This window comes from Alcanivorax sp. DG881, assembly GCF_000155615.1.
GTDB lineage: Bacteria > Pseudomonadota > Gammaproteobacteria > Pseudomonadales > Alcanivoracaceae > Alcanivorax.
The window spans coordinates 3144230-3160554 of record NZ_DS989915.1 but is presented as its reverse complement, the minus strand read 5'-3'; the positions used below and the strand labels follow the sequence as shown (position 1 = coordinate 3160554).

Genomic DNA, 16325 nt, shown 5'->3' with positions numbered 1-16325 from the left:
ACCGCCTCAGATGCTCAGTTTGCTCGGGGCGCGGGCGCCTCGACCGTAAATCATTTCTGCCATGGCACGGGTACCGATAATCGCCGTGAACATGGAGGTGAGGATGCCGATGAACAGCGTAACCGCGAAGCCCTGCACCGAACCGGTACCCGCCGCAAACAGAATCACCGCCACAATCAGGGTGGTAATGTTGGCATCGATAATGGTGGTGAATGCGCGCGCGTAACCTTCTTCAATGGCCTGGCGCGGACTGAGCCCCCTGCGCAAATCTTCACGAATACGCTCGAAGATCAGCACGTTGGCATCCACCGCCATCCCCACGGTCAGCACGATGCCGGCGATCCCCGGCAAGGTCATGGTGGCCCCGGGGATCAACGACATGACGCCGACAATAATCACCAGGTTCCCCAACAGGGCCACGTTGGCAATCAGGCCAAACAGCTTGTACCAGATCACCATGAAGACCAGCACCAGCGACAGACCCAGCGCCATGGACTTGAGCCCGGCTTCGATGTTTTCCGCCCCCAGGCTCGGGCCCACGGTGCGCTCTTCCACGATGCTCACCGGCGCCGCCAGAGAACCCGCGCGCAGCAGCAATGCCAGTTCGGAGGCTTCCGCGGGATTATCCAGCCCGGTAATACGGAAACGGCTACCCAGAGTGCTCTGGATGGTAGCCACGTTGATCACATACTTGTCCGTGCTGCTGGTCATCTGATCAACGCTGTTGCCGTCTTCGTCGATCACCTTTTTCACGTCGGTCTTGGTTTCGATAAACAGCACGCCCATGGGGTTACCCACGTTCTTGCCGGTAACACGCTGCATGCGACGGGCGCCATCGGAATCCAGCGTCACGTTCACTTCCGGCTGACCGTTCTGCTGATCAAAGCCCATCTTGGCATCGATCACCTGATCACCGGTGGCAATGCTGGATTTATTCAACGCGACGATACGGCCCTCTTGTCCCTTGAACGGGAAGAATTCCAGGCCGGGAGGCGCCATGCCGGAACGCAGGCGGGCAGAAGACACACTGTTGTCTACCAGACGGAATTCCAGGGTCGCGGTGCGGCCCAGAATCCGGCGGGCGGTGGCCGCATCCTGAATCCCCGGCAGCTGCACGACGATGCGGTCTGCACCTTGACGCTGCACCACGGCTTCCGCCACACCCAGTTCATTGACCCGCTTGTTCAGCGCGGTACGGTTCTGGTCCACGGCGTAATCCTGCATTTCCTTCAGGGCCGTTTCGTTCAGCGTCATGACAATCTTCGGGCTGTCACCGGCCGGCTGCATGGCCAGCTTGTCCAGCGCCTGACGCAGCGGTGCACGGGCTGCGTCAGCAGCTACCTGATCGCCAAAGGTGGCGGTCAGGGTGGTGCCATCCACAGACACCGCGCGGTAACGCACGCCCGCATCACGCAGGGTCAGCTTGGCGGTACCTTCCCAGGCTTCCATGCGGCTCTTCACCACCGAATCCATGTCCACCTGTAGCAGGAAGTGCACCCCGCCACGCAAGTCCAGGCCCAGGTTCATGGGGCTGGCGCCGATCTCACGCAGCCACTGGGGCGTGGTCGCCGCCAGGTTCAAAGCCACCACGTAGTTATCGCCCAGCGTCGCCGCAGCGATGTCCTTGGCGCGCAGCTGCGCTTCGGTATCGCCCATACGCACCAGCAGTGAGTTCCCCACCACTTCGCCGTCACCGTGGCTCAGGCCTGCATCATCCAGGGCGCCGAGCACTCGCTGCCTGGCCACATCAGACACTTCACCACCCGCCTCGGAATGGCTGATCTGGATAGCGGGGGCATCCGGGTACAAATTAGGGAGCGCATAAAGGCCGCAAACAACAAGGGCAGCCAAAAGCAGGAAAAATTTCCAGCGTGGATAGCGGGTCATAGTTCTTTCCGGTAGTGCCGGTTTTTTAATAGTGCGACAGTGCGTCGAGCGCCGAAAAAAGGCGGCCGGCATGCACGATTAATCAACCGCTCGATACATTGGGTTTTGCTGGCGTTACCGCAACAGCAAAAGCCCCGCTCAAGACGGGGCTGCTATTCTTCTAGATCGACTTGATGGTGCCTTTGGGCAGAGTGGCCTGGACGCTGCTTTTCTGCAGCTTGATTTCCAGGTTGTTGCTGATTTCCACCACCACAAAATCATCGGTCACTTTCGCTACCTTGCCCAGAATGCCACCGCTAGTGACCACTTCATCACCCTTGCTCAGGCTCTGGACCAGGTTTTTGTGTTCCTTGGCACGCTTCTGCTGCGGGCGAATCAGGAAGAAATAGAAAACCACCATCATCACGACCAGCATGATCAGCTCGACACCGCCCGGGCCGGCAGGGGCAGCAGGGGCTGCAAACGCCGGAGAAACCATGGCAGTGGCCAACAGGGCCAGCAGGGAACGCATTGCGATGTTCATTACATACTCCAATCGATAAATAGCTACAGCGCTGGCGTAGTCTGGCCACGCGCCGCATAGAAGTCGTCCACAAAGGCGGACAATGTACCCCCTTCAATGGCCCCCCGCAATCCAGCCATCAGCCGCTGATAGTAACGCAGGTTATGGATGGTATTGAGCTGGGAGCCCAGCATTTCGTTGCAGCGATCCAGGTGATGCAGATAGCTGCGGGAGAAATGCTGGCAGGTATAACAGTCACAATCCGCCTCCAGGGGAGCCAGATCATGACGGTGTCGGGCATTTCGGATTTTCACCACCCCTTCGGCGATGAACAGGTGGCCATTGCGGGCATTACGGGTGGGCATGACGCAGTCGAACATATCCACCCCACGGCGCACCGCTTCAACGATGTCGTCCGGCTTGCCCACGCCCATCAGGTAACGGGGGCGCTCTGCAGGCATATGCGGGGTCAGGTTGCCCAGGGTGCGTAGCATTTCTTCCTGGGGCTCGCCCACGCTGAGGCCGCCCACGGCGTAGCCATCGAAGCCGATATCTACCAGCCCGGCCAGGGATTCGCGGCGCAAATCGTCGTACATGCCGCCCTGAACAATGCCGAAACACGCCGCATCATTGCCTTCATGGGCGTCTTTTGAGCGTTTCGCCCAGCGCAGGGACAGTTCCATGGAATCGCGGGCCTGTTTCTCGGTGGCCGGAAACGGCGTGCATTCGTCAAAAATCATGCAGATATCGCTGCCCAGTGAGCGCTGCACCTGCATGGCCTTTTCCGGACTCAACTCCACCTTGTCGCCATTGATGGGGTTTTTGAACACCACACCCTGCTCGGAAATCTTGCGCATATCGCCCAGGCTGAATACCTGAAAACCGCCGGAGTCAGTGAGAATCGGCTTGTCCCACTGCATAAAGCCGTGCAGGGACCCGTGGGCTTCGATGACCTCGGTACCCGGGCGCAACATCAGGTGGAAAGTATTCCCCAGACAGATCTCGGCACCGGTCTCGACCAGATCTCGGGGCAACATGCTTTTTACCGTCCCGTAGGTCCCCACCGGCATGAACGCCGGCGTCTGGATGGTGCCCCGCGGAAACGTGATCTCACCACGGCGGGCGGCACCATCGGTGGCGTTGAGCTGGAAGGTCATTCGGGACATGGGTAAGAGCTCGCTTGCACGCGGCATGCTTCACGCAGCATGCCAAAAAACGGGAAACACAGGATCATTCGTCAGCTCCACCCGCGTGTTGCGTGTCGCGTGATGCATGCTGCGTTCCTTCAATAAACATGGCATCGCCGTAGCTGAAAAAACGGTACTGGGACTCAATCGCCGCCTGATAGGCGTTCATCACCCGATCACGGCCCGCGAAGGCACTGATCAGCATCAGCAACGTCGATTTGGGCAGGTGGAAGTTGGTCACCAGGGCATCCACCAGCCGGAACCGGTAACCCGGATAGATAAAGATATCCGTCTCGCCCTGCCCGGTTTGCAAACCACCGGACTGGCTGGCCGCTTCCAGCGCCCGCAGTGCGGTCGTTCCAACCGCCACCACCCGGCCACCCCGGGCATGGGCCTGGGCCACTTGCTCAACCAGGGAATCGGGGATCTGGTAACGCTCACTGTGCATGTGATGGTCTTCCACCTTGTCCACGCGCACCGGCTGGAACGTCCCTGCTCCTACATGGAGGGTGACAAAACCGATATCAACCCCGTGCTGCTCCAGGGCCGCCAGCATCGCATCGTCAAAATGCAGGCCGGCGGTTGGGGCCGCCACAGCGCCAGGTTCGCGGGCATAAACCGTCTGGTAGCGCTCCATATCCCCATCCTCATCCGGGCGGTCGATATACGGCGGCAACGGCACATGGCCGATTTTCTCCAGTGCGGTCAGCAGGGTGTCGCAGCCCTGGCCCGGCAGCGAGAACTGCAAGATGAACAGGGCGTCACGACGCCCCGTCACCTGGGCACGAATACCCTCATCAAATTCCAGCCAACTTCCCGGTTTCGGTGACTTGGAGGCGCGCACGTGGGCGAGTGCCTCGTGGTCATCCACCACCCGCTCGATCAACACTTCAACCTTGCCACCGCTTTCCTTCTGGCCAAACAGCCGGGCAGGAATCACGCGGGTATCGTTGAAGATCAGCAAATCGCCGGGGTGCACATGGGAAAGCAGATCAGGAAACTGCTGATGCAGTAGCGCATCGCGGGTAAGCGCCAACAGACGCGCATCACGGCGCTCAGCAGGCGGATGGCGGGCAATCAACCCGTCGGGGAGCTCAAAATCAAAATCGTCGACGTTCACGTACTGTACCGGCACGGAAGTTCAAGGGGTGGCAAGGATACCTGCTAAACCCCCTCACACCAAGCGGTCTGCGTCACCGGCTCGCTAGGAAGCAAGGTGCGATTCAGGGCGTCTTGGGTTTCTTCGACAGCTGCACCGTCGCCGTAGCGGACAGGCGATCGTGAAGCGTTTGATGCGGCGCGATCAGCACCACCAGATAGCCCGCCCCGAACAGACCCCATGACACGCAGGCACCCAGGAAGCGAGCCAGTGTCTGCCAGAGCTTAACCGGCCCACCGCGATAGTCCCGCACCTGCAACCGCCAGGCACGCATGCCCAGGGTCTGGCCACCACGCATCCAGAACCAGGCATAGAACAACCAGGTTTCCACCAGCAGCAGCGGCAGCAAAATCCCCTTCAGGTAGTCCGGAGCAGCGCGGGTGACGCCATTAATATCTTCCATCGGCAACCCGGTTTTGGGGTAGACCAGCACGAAGATACCCGTGGTCACAAACCACAAGGCGAGCACCAAAAAGCCATCATAGACCAGCGCCATGAGGCGCTTAAGCAAACCGGCGGGCGGGGCATAGTCGGTCATGATCACTCTCCTGGACAGACGAGTTTGAGCTATCGAGAGCCTGCGACGCCCGACATAAAAAAGCCCGCTGGAAGCGGGCTCTTTTATTGTTTGGTACAGAGGCCGGACTCAAATAGATCCCCAACCATCTGATTTACAAGATAATAAAAAAACCAAAAAGGGTGTTGACCACACTGTTGGCCCCACTAAAAACCACCTAAAAATGGGACCCGAACCCTTCGTGGGAGGCAGTATAACGCAGCCGCCTGAGGCAAGTCATGGAGAGGTCAAAAAACCCCAGTGGCAGCCCTCCACTCGCCGTGCACGACAGAAACCTCAGGCCTCCTTATCCAGAATGGCGAGATACTGCCGGCAGACCCCTAGAACGCGCTCTACCAACTCAGCCAAGCTCTGATCCACTGCCAACCGCCCAACACCATCTGCACCATCAAAAGCGGCAGGATCCAATTCCTTGATCGTCACCCAGCTCAACCACCACTGATTGCTGTTATGACCTGGAATAACCCCAAAGCGGTCACCAGAAACAACATTGTCCTGGTGCTCACCATCAACAAAGTGGCCCAACCCAACCCAAAACATGTCTGCAGCATCGAGCCCGATCAACAAATGCACATTCTGCAAGGCTGGATCGGAGACACTCTGAACCTTAAACAAAAGGGTCCCTTTGGCCGTTTTCCCTCCAGCCCATGCCTCATAAACACTCCAGTCGAGCCTGTCCTTTCTGGCGGCATTCTCCACCGATACAAGAGACGACTCAGACTTCAGTCTTTCTTGAACAGCGTTTACAAGATCCTCCAGCAATTTAGCATGCAGAAAGCGAACAGAGCGGGTCAGCCCTGCCAGAACCGCAGCGTCCCCCGGATTTCGCCGTATATGCTCCAAAAGACCACTCTGCTTCAGCTCTTCCATAGCGTCTTTGCGAGAATGCATCCCCGTCACCTCCATCACGATTTCAAGATATTGTTCTAGGCTATGTCGGACTCTGGAGTTCTCCTCCGAAACCTCTGAGATCAGCTCTACCAGCCAGCCCAGTATGTCTGAGCAATAACTGATGCAGTGGTAGTCAGGCGCTCGATGATCACCTTGCTGGCCCTCTGGAGCCGCACAGGACACATCCGACGGCTCAGAGCCATCGATGGTGAGGTAATACAAGCTGCCTGGTTCTGGGCAGATCAGCTCATCCAGGACCTGCTGATACCGCGAAAGCTGGGCTTCCTGGTCAGCCGCATACAGCTTGTTTTCGATAACAATGGCGCGCCCCTGATACTCAACAATCAGATCAACCCGGCCATATCCCGGAAAATACCTCTCCCTCCACACGCTAACTGACTGGTTAGCGCAGGCATCCGGGATAGGAGCCCCCAATCTTTCCAGGAAGCGCGTTAAGGGCTCCATACCCAGACCATGGTCACCTTGTGGATCCAGTAACCAGCCAATCATTGGTGTATGCAGCCTCACCTCATCGTGCGCAGAGAAAAGAAGCGACAATACATTTGATGGCTTCGAAGGCTTTGCTCCCCGTAAGCGCTCACAGAGATCTGATTTCCAGAACCATTCGCTCACACTGTCATAACGACTCAACATCAAACTCCTTTGCCTATATCCCACACTCGAGACCGGCCCCCATTCGCACGCGATGTTCCCGGAATGAAGCCCATCACCACGAAAATTCACCATTAATGCAAACTATTCGCTATTTATGCCCAGCCCAAGGCCCTTCCGTAACGAGAGGGTCCAGATCATCCTTAAGAGAGGGACCCCAGCACTGTCCCTCCCATCGCTTAGCGTTTGGATTGAAGGGGTTCAGGCAATCCCTTCTGGGCCGTTTTTGGTTGTACATGAAGAAAACCGTCTTTTCTTTACATTAGCCGATCATAAAGAAGATTTACCTCTGAGATGTTCATCCGGTAATCCTCACTGAAGATTAGCTCATCCCCATCAACAGGCGCCCCTCCCAAAAAATCCACCAGTCATATTTGTAAAACTCTGGAACTGGGTGAACGTTGTTGCCATACATGAACCAACAAATAGCAACGTCACTCATATTGCGATAGCGTTCAATATCAGCAAAGCGGACGAGCCAGCCAGGCTCGAGCATTTCATCTAAAGCCACAGCCCCTCCTACCGAATCACCACGATGGGCGATCTCAGAGCATAGAGATGACAAAAAATGTCGCCTCCAATCCAGCTAACAGAGAAAATCATGCTGATTTCCTGACCAATAGTATCGAGAGGTTATCCGGCACCCCCACATCAATCACCGCCTGCCGCCACAGCTCTACCTGATCAGCAGCCGTCAGGCCCGCTTGATACAGCTTGCGGATATCCACATCGCCGATGGCATCATGCAGCCCGTCACTACAGAGCAGCAGGCCGCTCCCGTTCTCAAGTGCCGATTCCTGAAAATGAAGGGCAAAACCGTACTCCTCTGTATCAGCTGTCAAACAGTGCGCCAACCCTTGATACATCTGGGCATACTCAACCCCCTCCTCAGGAATAATCTCTCCGCTGGAAATCAGGGCATTCAGGATGGTGTGGTCTTCACTCAGCTGACGGCATTCGCCTTCCGGATTGAAGAGATAGGCGCGGCTATCGCCCACATTGACGATCTCGCAGCTGTTTTCCGTCACCCTGGCCCCCACCAGCGTCGTGGACGCCCCATGGGCCTTACCACCTGCATACTTTTCTGAGAGCAGCGCCTGTACTACGCGAACCTGTTTACCGGTCAAGCGTTCGCGGCATGTAAGGCGCGACAGGGCTTCAACCACAAACCGGCTTGCTCGTGCTGGACGAGTGCTGGCTGCCACGCCGTCGGCAACAGCCAGAATTACAGGCGCCTTACCACGGTAACCGCTAACCGGAGCATCTCGTGTTTGCAGGATGGACTTCCCTGTCCAGATGGCATCTTGCTGTGGCCGAGATGAACCTCCGCTATGCTGGGTGTAAGCAGTGTCTAACATGAGCACTCCATCACAATGGAATCGGGGGAAATTAGGATGCGGCAGCGCTACAGCACTTAATGCAGCGACGCCATGAACCCTATTGGCTGTGATGGTTTCTTCTTGTAGCGGAGGCAGTCACGCAGCATACCCACCAATTCAGCAGCATCCGGCGGATTCTTGAGCACCCGGACGCGACGATAGGTGGCCGCAAAATCACCGGGAGTCAACATTTCCATTCCATCCAGCATTGCCCGCTGCACCTTATTCGCTGGCAATTTGATTCCGTAGGCATCGGCCAGGTCCTTCAGCAACAGCAAGGCTCCTTCCTGGTCTAGGCAATCAAAACGCACGACGAAGTCGAAACGGCGCATGGCCGCCTCATCAACTCGCTCCAAGAGGTTGGTGGTGGCAACAAAAATGCCATTGAAGCGCTCAAGTGATGCCAGGAACTGATTGACATGCGACACCTCCCAGCTTTGCTGCGCATTGCTTCGGCTACCGATAAAGCTATCCGCTTCATCAATCAGCAGTACCGCACCCTCCTGCTCGGCCTCCTCAAAAGCATAGGCGATCTGCTTTTCGGTTCCTCCCACAAACATATCAAGCAAATCTGACGCCCGGCGGACAATCAACGGACGCTGGATACGCTCGGCCAGCTCACGGCCCCAAGCCGTTTTTCCGGTACCTGGTGCCCCATGCAAACAAAACCGCACCGGCACATCAGGGTTGATCTGGTCGATGAGACTTGCCACATCTTCAGAGGCGCGCAGACACTCCCCACGCCAAGGGAACCCCTTGTGCTTTTCCACCTTCAAACGCTCAGACACCCCCATGGCATTGAATCGGGCATTGAGGCTGTGAGTGATAAGACTTTCCGTATCCTTGCCGCTCTCCGTAGCTAGACGTGAAAAATGCAGGCTGCTATGCAGAATCGCGGGGGAAAGCGATTCCAGCTTGCTAGCTTCATTGATAAAGCCTTCAGAGACAGCTTCCCCGGCCATCGCTTCGCGGACCAAACGCTCACGCCGAGAAGGCCCCGGATTGTCCATATGGACCACATGGGAAAAACGGCGCAGGAAAGCCGGATCCATATCCACTCGATTTGAAATCCAAATCGTAGGGCGCGGGTTATTCTCCAGCACACGCGTCATGCTGGACTTTTCCGTCTGTCGTTTAGACGGCATAAAAAACATGAATGGGCTATCACACAGGCAGTCCTCTGCTTCATCAAACACCACGAGGGTACGAGAATCATGTGCGATGGCTCTTTGACAGCCGTTATAGCGCCCCATACGCCCTTTCACAGTAAGAGCGTCACCATCCCGCTCTTCTTCCGGGACAAAAGCCATGCTCATCTGTAACGATTCACCGATCACCTTTGCAAGCTCGCTTTTCCCGGTTCCCGGAGGGCCATAGAGGAGCACATTGACACCTTTAATTCCCTCTTCTACTGACCGGGTCAGAAAGCGGGACAGCATTGCCACTTCCTCTTTGAGCTCCTTATAGTCCTGCAGCCCCAGCTGAGCCTTATCTGCCTCCCTGTAAAAAAGGCTAACGAGATGAGCATCAGAAGCATCCGGAACATGTAGGCTTTCGTGTAGCTCATCCTCCACTTCGATCATGCATGACAGATCCTTGCCACGAAATCCGGACGCCATATGGAGTGTAAGTAACTGCGTCGCCCTTAACACGCCCGTGGGCTTCAAAGCGGCCTGTACGTCCTGCTCCGGGGCATCAACGATACGAGCCAAAAGCGCGGTAAGCTGTCGCATAGAGCTGCCTTTTACCAGGCAACAAACCTCGTTAAGTATTTCGCTCGAATCCTTATAGCAGAACAGAACTAGCAACCGGCGCTCCGCTTCCGTCAAGGAAAGCCGATCACCCAGCTTAACCACGTTCTGATAGAGGTCATCTCCAGCAAGTAACGCGTCGAGGTTATGCTCACCGATAACTTTTTCAAGAGCCTGGGGAGGCCGGCGCAAACGAGCCTCTCTGGATGGCAGGAACCCCAACAACTCAAGAATATCGTCATTCTCAAAGCGTTTATCCTGGCGACACCAGCCGGCATGCCATGCCGACGAATACGCGAGGAGCCGGGCAACCCAGTGACGGATCAGCAGGGCACTCTCCATGGTCCCTGTTTGTGTTGCAAAGCGGCTATCCAGTTTAAAGCGCATCCCCTTTCTCCTGACACTGCGACATTCGACACACCCATTATTACTTTTGGGCGCGTCAGTTTCTGTCGCGCAAAATCAGCTATATGAGGATTACAGATGAGGCCGGCGGGTCTGAGTTATGAGAGTGAGGGCATAAAGGCTAGCGCTTGCTAGCCGTATCTCTTCGCGCCCCTCAACATTTCATCTCTGATCTCATCCCTGAGCTTGATCGGCTTGAGGACTTCTACGTTTGCCCCAAAGCCTAATATCCACCATTTCAGCTCCTCTGTGCTATTAACCTGCACGCGCAATTCCGTAACATCGGCGCTCACCTCACGCAGCGTTTGGGATCCGTTTACTGGGGTCTCGTACAAATGATCAGCAGCACGACCATAGAGGCGCATGACTAACTCGATACTCTCACCGTAAGGCAAATTCATATTCCCTTCTTTGAGATACCTGTCGAGGTCAAAATCTGAAGCTCTCTCTACCTCTTCATCGAGAACATGCACTTTACGCAACCGGTGCAAAGCCAAGTGCCTGAAATCCTTATAATTCCAAAAGCGAACAATCAAATACCGAACAGCCCCTCTGTCTACCAAAGCAAAGGGGTGAACACGGTGGGATTCGCCCTTATCCTTATACCAAATTTCTATCTGCCGATTTCGGTACAACGCATCATAGACCTGATCCGCTATACCTCTCGACACGGCTGCGGGCTCCAAATGGAACCCTCGGGGTACATACGCCACCTTGTCTGACCAGTAACGCTTGCCCATCGGGCGATGACGCTCAAACCACTGTCTCGCTTCACTGAAGACTGGCTCGAGCTTTGCCAAAACATCCTTAGCCATCAGTGGCGTCAGGTACCGGGAGACCAAATCCCAAGTAGCAGCCATCTGTGCGTCCATTCCCGGAATGGACAGGCTTTGCTTCTGAGCGATGGACCAACCGTAGGGGGTCGCAGAGTCATCGCATTGAACTAAAGCGCGAAAAGCCTGGGACTCGGACAACTCCTTGAGATAACGCTCAATAGATCGGCGCGTGATATCATGCCCTTCGCTGATCAGTCGTTGGTGGATCTCGTTGCTAGTGACCTTGTATGGATGTCTAGGTAAAGCTTGAAGTAGAGCAATCACTCGATAGGTTTTATTGCTAATTGTAGCGCTCGCCGCCATCATCAATCCTTTACATTATGCTCGTGACAGCTTACCCGACAGGAGTTTCACATGGCCCTGAGGAGTTACCAAATCAAACAACCGATATGAATATGAGAATTTTGCCACCCCTTCCATTCTCCGGGGGTCGGCATATAGGAACTTTCATATTCCAATGCTGCACCAACACCAGCAGCAGCCTCAATTATTCCTTTCATTATTAAAGGAACTTCATTTCCTTCAGAGATAAACACAACAATATATACCCTTTTGACCTGATGACTGCCATTTGTCTCGGGGAGTTGAGCAAGCTTCTCTATATCCGAGACAAGCTCATTCCGAGAATATCTCGTATTAGAGTATGCTACCTTCAGCTCAAGCCAATATATTGATTTCCCCCGCTTGAATCTTAGATCGCATGATCTCGCCCTTCCTTTTTTAGACCGATGATCTGGAGGATATAAAACCTCTCTTTCGATGCCATCAAAACCAAGATTATACAATTCAGATTCCAACCAGTAACGATACAAGAACTCTATGAGCGCAGATGCAGCGAAATTCCCTTCCCCACATTCACTATCTCTAAGAAGTTGCTCCTTCTTAACTCTTTTAAGTAGAGCCCTTGCAATACCGCCATGAGGCATAGCCTGATCCTCTTTAATGCACTATATCGAGTCCGAAATAGCAAGAAGGCTCATCAGAGGAACGGTAATCAACGATTACCCCAGGATGGCACCTGCATTCGGCGAACACGCAATTTATGACTTCACCAGCTCAAGATCACCCTCTATACCAAACTGACGACAAGATGCACCTGCGAAAGCTTCACCGCGTTCAATTAGGCTACCTTCTATTGATAAAAATTCGCCATCCAATCGAGCTATTACATTCATTATTGACTCACAGGGATCATACCCTCCGACGTATTGAAAGCGATCCACCCCCGAAAACCGCTCACCATCTACGCGCCTCAAATTGAAATCACCTGTGAAATGACCGCCATCCTTGACCCCCGAATACTGAACCCGAATCATCTCCTGATCGGCCATACAGTTTTCAACAATGTACCGCCATTCGTTACCATCCGTTCCAAACACCCATATCTCACCAGTACATTTCATCGCTCTCTCCTTCGTTAGTTAGGAGAACACACTTTAGACGGCTTGTGATTCTCCAACACATCCCAACAGGAATAGCCATCGATTGTGCTCCGGTCGTCAATCAGCGGAATTTCACAACGTCTATTTTCATGTTATTTCAGGGAGACCGTAATAATGGCTAAATACAAACCCCAAGAAAGCACTCCCTCTAAACACCAAGAACAGCATAAAATTCAGCCAACCGCCTGACACCACTCACATCAACCTTGGCATTTCTTGTATTCCAGGGAAGATTCTCGACCTGAAGAATGTCATGCTCAATGGACTTCGATATATTGACCTCCCTCTCATTGATCATCACGTAAACATTTTTCGCCAAGTAGAAATCCACCCTTCTCCCTGAGTTGACCTCTTCAACAATCAACAGGTCTTTGTTATGCCAAATATAGTTTCCGCTCCTTAGCCACCGGGACTCAAGGGTCCGTGAATACTCACCGACATACACAGGAACACCGTCAACCGTCACCAGATATACGCACTCTCCGACCTTCTTAATATCTTCGTGGCACAGCTCCAGCTCCATGGTCACCTCATCGTCCTTTCCCTCAAACCTCACCTTGAGGGGCGTTTTGCTTTTCACAAAGCGGCCCACTTTCACGAACTCGTATTTTGAGTTCTCAAGAGTAATCGTCTCCATAGCTCCTTCCCCTAGATATCCCCGGTAGCAGATGTATCAATTGCCTCATAGCAACCCTAACTAGCGACAATACCTGTCGCACCATTCCGACTCACTCTCAACCTAATTGACCTCACAAGCAATTTAAAGCAGATTTCATTGATGCATATTCAGGATCACTGACCACTGCCCAGCCCAACGGGCTCACAAACACTATAACCACTTGCTAATGAGCCGATCTCGGAGTTATGGCCACTCACCAATCTCAGCAACCAATTGCCAGGCGATCTACACGTCTTCTAGCCGCCGTCCACGAGCTCCACAAACAAGGGTTCCATAATCTGGCCATCTATACGTCTATGGTGCCCTCAGGACTCCATTGGCGATGCCAGCTGATCCCGCTGCATCATTTGGCGATTGAAGGTGATTGCGTTGAGGTGATTGCCGATAACGGCTCATATGAACCCGCTCATCACAGCTCTGCTGATGGTGGGAATCTGTACTTTGGGTGGGAGGATGCCCGGCCCGACACGGCCAGAGAACTGGCAGATAAGATCAAAGACCGCTTTCCTCGGCTGATGGCCGCATCAGAAAACCGCAATTATCGCTATGCCGGCTGGTTCACTGAAATGCTGGGCATGGCTGAGACTGGTGCACTGCCGGTGTGTGGCAGGAGCATTACTCTTCCACACCCGGCCAAATAGACACCACCAACAGCCGCATTCAAGTCCCACTACCGCCAGTCCCACAAAGCTGGGAGTTCCAAGACAAGCGCTTTGCTTACCAGCCTGGCCCACACCTGAAGCCTGGCGATGACTGGCACACCTCCTACCAACGCATTATCAACAGCTGGCGGTCATCAGAAGTCACCCTGCTACCGGCCTACCCCGTCGATACATTCAGCCAGTATGAACATGGCGCCTACTGGGAAGGGGCTATCTACTACATCCAGACCATCCTGGGATTCACTCGAATCGATGATTTCCTAGCGGCACTGGAGAGACCAGATCCAAATTCGGAACGCTGGGCCTGCCTCCGCTGGACATGGGATAATCAGGGGCAGTTTATTTACCTCAAGGCATTTCTCGTCAAGCACATGCTTCAGGACAGACAGAAATACCCTCTAGACCAGCCAACGCGCATTACATGGAAAGAATGGCTTTTAAAGTTCGAGGCTGACTACGCCCACACTGAAGGCACAGGACGCCCCCTGCCCAACCCCTGCTTCGGTGGTAGCAATCCGCTTCATCTCGGCCTCGGATCAAAGCATGAACCAAAGCGGCTAGTTTGCAGCTGAGACCGCGTAGAACCATGTCTCAACTAAAAGAGCGCACCCTTGAGAAAATGACCACGCTCGCCAAGCTCACCCAAGTACAAACTGAGCTTCTAGCCGATTCAGCAATTGAAATGTTGTGATGTATGGGACATCGAAGGCCTCGCATACATTCGGTATTTTTACCTTGGTACTATTATCCGGCACGGGCGTTTCATGGGTAACCACCGTGCCGCCATTGACTGCTGCAACAGCAATCAGCCATGGGTCCGCTTTTGCGAGAAACTCGGCAACAAATTCAGGCTTCTTAACGGGCATGTCATCTACGAACTGCGCGATTTCAGCAAATTTTTCCTGGGTTGCATCATCAGAAACTGGCAGAAAATGCGCTTGCCGATCCTTCACCCATTCCGAAAGCTCATCATCACCATCCGCCAGCTCATCATAAACTGTGCTAATGCTGGCAAGTGAGGACAACGCATACTGCTGGTCCAGCCAAGACCAATACGCTGGGCAAAAACTCATCTGGTAATGGAGATTCTTCGCCTGAATGTAAGTATTGGCATCAAGCAAATACATTATAGCCCCAGCTCCTTGGCAAACGCCGTAATCCGGTAAGGCTTCATATTGAGAAGACTCCCTGCATCACGAAGAAGAACCCTACCGCTCAAAGCCTCGCTCACCAACGCTCGAGAGAAGGTCTCACTGATATGCCCTTTCTGAGTCCGGTAATAAGTCGGGCCACCTTGGCGCTTCTCACGATTGCGGTACTCTGCCTGTATCTGATGGATATAACGCAGGTAGTCATCACGGCTAATTTTTCGCAGGGTCAGTGCCCGGCGGGCAGTTACCCATGTGCTTACCTTGAAACGAGAGGCCAGCTCTCCAACAGTAATCTCCCAGTCCTGATCGTCTCGCCAGTTCGCCAAAAGCTCTTCTTCTGGCACCAAAAATTCGGCTGCGACCGCATTGCAGAAAACCTCCTCTCTGCGACTGGAGTCCGGGCTTGCATCGGAGATACCGCTTTGCCCAATCCACACATGAGCCAGCTCATGAATTAAGGTGAATAAGCGGGCACTCGGTGCATCCGCCTGGTTAATGAATATAACCGGCGCTAGCGGATCTGCTATTGCAAACCCTCTAAACTCATCAACAGACAGCGGGCGGGTGTAATGTCGCAAAAAACTCTGGCGCATCACCAGAATGCCGGCATCTTCAATTTTCCCGATCAGCAACCGAAGATAGTCTTCCCATGTTCCCCGCTCAGGATGGGCCGGAACGTCTAATACCAAACGCATATCCTGAACCACATCAGCCACGGAAGCCTGCACGGAAAATCGCCCCACATTGGGGTTCGCCTTCCCGCCCTGATCACGCAGATATTCCGTGTACCATTCTTGGCGCCTGAGAACGATTTGCGCCATTTCAATAAGTTCAGAGGATGGTCGCTGTGGTTGGCGGCCACCTACTGTTCGCAAATCTGGCAAGGGAAGCAACTCTTCGGGAGGCTGCTTCAAGTAAAGATAACCAAATGGGATATGCGTTCTGGAAGCAAAACGTTGGGCCTGCTTAAAGGTGGGCGGCTGCTCCCCTCGCTCCCAAGTCCCAAGCTTCTCTTCCGTCACATTCATCCTGGAAGCCAGCACAGGTACGCTCAACCGCGCCCGCTCACGGGCCCAGACCATGATATCCGGGTTGATTTTCGCGTAACTGGTTGCCATAGCCGGCGCTCAATTGGTTATATTTCA

At 54.2% G+C, this 16325-nt stretch carries 17 protein-coding genes; 2 read left to right on the top strand and 15 right to left on the bottom strand.

Features of this window, described 5'->3' with window-relative positions; all coding sequences use genetic code 11:
- Positions 1-6: 6 nt before the first annotated feature.
- The 13 genes from secD to ADG881_RS14265 form a co-directional block, all read right to left on the bottom strand.
- Positions 7-1887, bottom strand: coding sequence for a protein translocase subunit SecD (gene secD, locus ADG881_RS14320; protein WP_007150143.1), 1881 nt, complete (start codon positions 1885-1887; stop codon positions 7-9).
- Between the two features lie 160 nt (positions 1888-2047).
- Complete coding sequence (gene yajC, locus ADG881_RS14315) at positions 2048-2410, bottom strand: preprotein translocase subunit YajC (protein WP_155133407.1); 363 nt, start codon at positions 2408-2410, stop codon at positions 2048-2050.
- A 23-nt stretch (positions 2411-2433) separates the two neighbouring features.
- Positions 2434-3546, bottom strand: a complete 1113-nt coding sequence (tgt, locus tag ADG881_RS14310) for a tRNA guanosine(34) transglycosylase Tgt (protein ID WP_007150620.1) — start codon at positions 3544-3546, stop codon at positions 2434-2436.
- A 73-nt stretch (positions 3547-3619) separates the two neighbouring features.
- Positions 3620-4696, bottom strand: coding sequence for a tRNA preQ1(34) S-adenosylmethionine ribosyltransferase-isomerase QueA (queA, locus tag ADG881_RS14305; RefSeq protein ID WP_039927491.1), 1077 nt, complete (start codon positions 4694-4696; stop codon positions 3620-3622).
- Between the two features lie 103 nt (positions 4697-4799).
- Positions 4800-5273, bottom strand: a complete 474-nt coding sequence (locus ADG881_RS14300) for an RDD family protein (RefSeq protein WP_039926877.1) — start codon at positions 5271-5273, stop codon at positions 4800-4802.
- 315 nt (positions 5274-5588) lie between these two features.
- Positions 5589-6857, bottom strand: coding sequence for a PD-(D/E)XK nuclease family protein (locus tag ADG881_RS17275; RefSeq protein ID WP_050760174.1), 1269 nt, complete (start codon positions 6855-6857; stop codon positions 5589-5591).
- Positions 6858-7197: 340 nt separating this feature from the next.
- Complete coding sequence (locus tag ADG881_RS14290) at positions 7198-7386, bottom strand: hypothetical protein (RefSeq protein WP_039926875.1); 189 nt, start codon at positions 7384-7386, stop codon at positions 7198-7200.
- Between the two features lie 88 nt (positions 7387-7474).
- On the bottom strand, positions 7475-8233 hold the full coding sequence (locus ADG881_RS14285) for a PP2C family serine/threonine-protein phosphatase (protein ID WP_050760173.1): 759 nt from the start codon (positions 8231-8233) through the stop codon (positions 7475-7477).
- A 56-nt stretch (positions 8234-8289) separates the two neighbouring features.
- Complete coding sequence (locus ADG881_RS14280; protein WP_007150254.1) at positions 8290-10392, bottom strand: AAA family ATPase; 2103 nt, start codon at positions 10390-10392, stop codon at positions 8290-8292.
- A gap of 149 nt (positions 10393-10541) precedes the next feature.
- The gene (locus tag ADG881_RS14275) at positions 10542-11549 is read right to left on the bottom strand and encodes a YafY family protein (protein ID WP_232211733.1); all 1008 of its coding nucleotides are present in this window, start codon (positions 11547-11549) and stop codon (positions 10542-10544) included.
- Between the two features lie 65 nt (positions 11550-11614).
- Positions 11615-12172 (bottom strand): hypothetical protein, encoded by a 558-nt coding sequence (locus ADG881_RS17625; RefSeq protein ID WP_156790429.1) that lies wholly within the window; start codon positions 12170-12172, stop codon positions 11615-11617.
- 114 nt (positions 12173-12286) lie between these two features.
- A complete protein-coding gene (locus tag ADG881_RS14270; protein ID WP_039926873.1) occupies positions 12287-12649 on the bottom strand; it encodes a hypothetical protein in 363 nt (120 codons plus the stop codon).
- A gap of 187 nt (positions 12650-12836) precedes the next feature.
- Positions 12837-13325, bottom strand: a complete 489-nt coding sequence (locus ADG881_RS14265) for a hypothetical protein (RefSeq protein ID WP_039926872.1) — start codon at positions 13323-13325, stop codon at positions 12837-12839.
- A gap of 227 nt (positions 13326-13552) precedes the next feature.
- On the opposite strand from ADG881_RS14265, the gene ADG881_RS14260 reads away from it, so the two are divergent.
- Positions 13553-14008: a hypothetical protein gene (locus ADG881_RS14260; RefSeq protein WP_156790428.1), complete on the top strand. Its 456-nt coding sequence runs from the start codon at positions 13553-13555 to the stop codon at positions 14006-14008.
- Positions 13969-14601, top strand: coding sequence for a hypothetical protein (locus ADG881_RS17690; protein ID WP_007150628.1), 633 nt, complete (start codon positions 13969-13971; stop codon positions 14599-14601). The genes ADG881_RS14260 and ADG881_RS17690 overlap by 40 nt, the downstream gene beginning before the upstream one ends.
- Positions 14602-14667: 66 nt before the next feature.
- Here ADG881_RS17690 and ADG881_RS14250 read toward each other — a convergent pair whose 3' ends face one another.
- The gene (locus tag ADG881_RS14250) at positions 14668-15156 is read right to left on the bottom strand and encodes a DUF4411 family protein (RefSeq protein ID WP_007148781.1); all 489 of its coding nucleotides are present in this window, start codon (positions 15154-15156) and stop codon (positions 14668-14670) included.
- Positions 15156-16298, bottom strand: a complete 1143-nt coding sequence (locus ADG881_RS14245) for an XRE family transcriptional regulator (protein WP_007150403.1) — start codon at positions 16296-16298, stop codon at positions 15156-15158. Before ADG881_RS14245 ends, ADG881_RS14250 begins: the two co-directional genes overlap by 1 nt.
- Positions 16299-16325: the final 27 nt, after the last annotated feature.

Coding starts and splice junctions, on each gene's coding strand:
- ADG881_RS17625 (WP_156790429.1), bottom strand. CDS start 12,172: ATGCCTCATGGCGGTATTGCAAGGGCTCTACTTAAAAGAGTTAAGAAG.
- tgt (WP_007150620.1), bottom strand. CDS start 3,546: ATGACCTTCCAGCTCAACGCCACCGATGGTGCCGCCCGCCGTGGTGAG.
- ADG881_RS14275 (WP_232211733.1), bottom strand. CDS start 11,549: ATGGCGGCGAGCGCTACAATTAGCAATAAAACCTATCGAGTGATTGCT.
- yajC (WP_155133407.1), bottom strand. CDS start 2,410: ATGAACATCGCAATGCGTTCCCTGCTGGCCCTGTTGGCCACTGCCATG.
- secD (WP_007150143.1), bottom strand. CDS start 1,887: ATGACCCGCTATCCACGCTGGAAATTTTTCCTGCTTTTGGCTGCCCTT.
- ADG881_RS14265 (WP_039926872.1), bottom strand. CDS start 13,325: ATGGAGACGATTACTCTTGAGAACTCAAAATACGAGTTCGTGAAAGTG.
- ADG881_RS14245 (WP_007150403.1), bottom strand. CDS start 16,298: ATGGCAACCAGTTACGCGAAAATCAACCCGGATATCATGGTCTGGGCC.
- ADG881_RS14250 (WP_007148781.1), bottom strand. CDS start 15,156: ATGTATTTGCTTGATGCCAATACTTACATTCAGGCGAAGAATCTCCAT.
- ADG881_RS14260 (WP_156790428.1), top strand. CDS start 13,553: ATGGCCACTCACCAATCTCAGCAACCAATTGCCAGGCGATCTACACGT.
- ADG881_RS14280 (WP_007150254.1), bottom strand. CDS start 10,392: ATGCGCTTTAAACTGGATAGCCGCTTTGCAACACAAACAGGGACCATG.
- ADG881_RS14270 (WP_039926873.1), bottom strand. CDS start 12,649: ATGAAATGTACTGGTGAGATATGGGTGTTTGGAACGGATGGTAACGAA.
- ADG881_RS14300 (WP_039926877.1), bottom strand. CDS start 5,273: ATGACCGACTATGCCCCGCCCGCCGGTTTGCTTAAGCGCCTCATGGCG.
- ADG881_RS17275 (WP_050760174.1), bottom strand. CDS start 6,857: ATGTTGAGTCGTTATGACAGTGTGAGCGAATGGTTCTGGAAATCAGAT.
- ADG881_RS14285 (WP_050760173.1), bottom strand. CDS start 8,233: ATGTTAGACACTGCTTACACCCAGCATAGCGGAGGTTCATCTCGGCCA.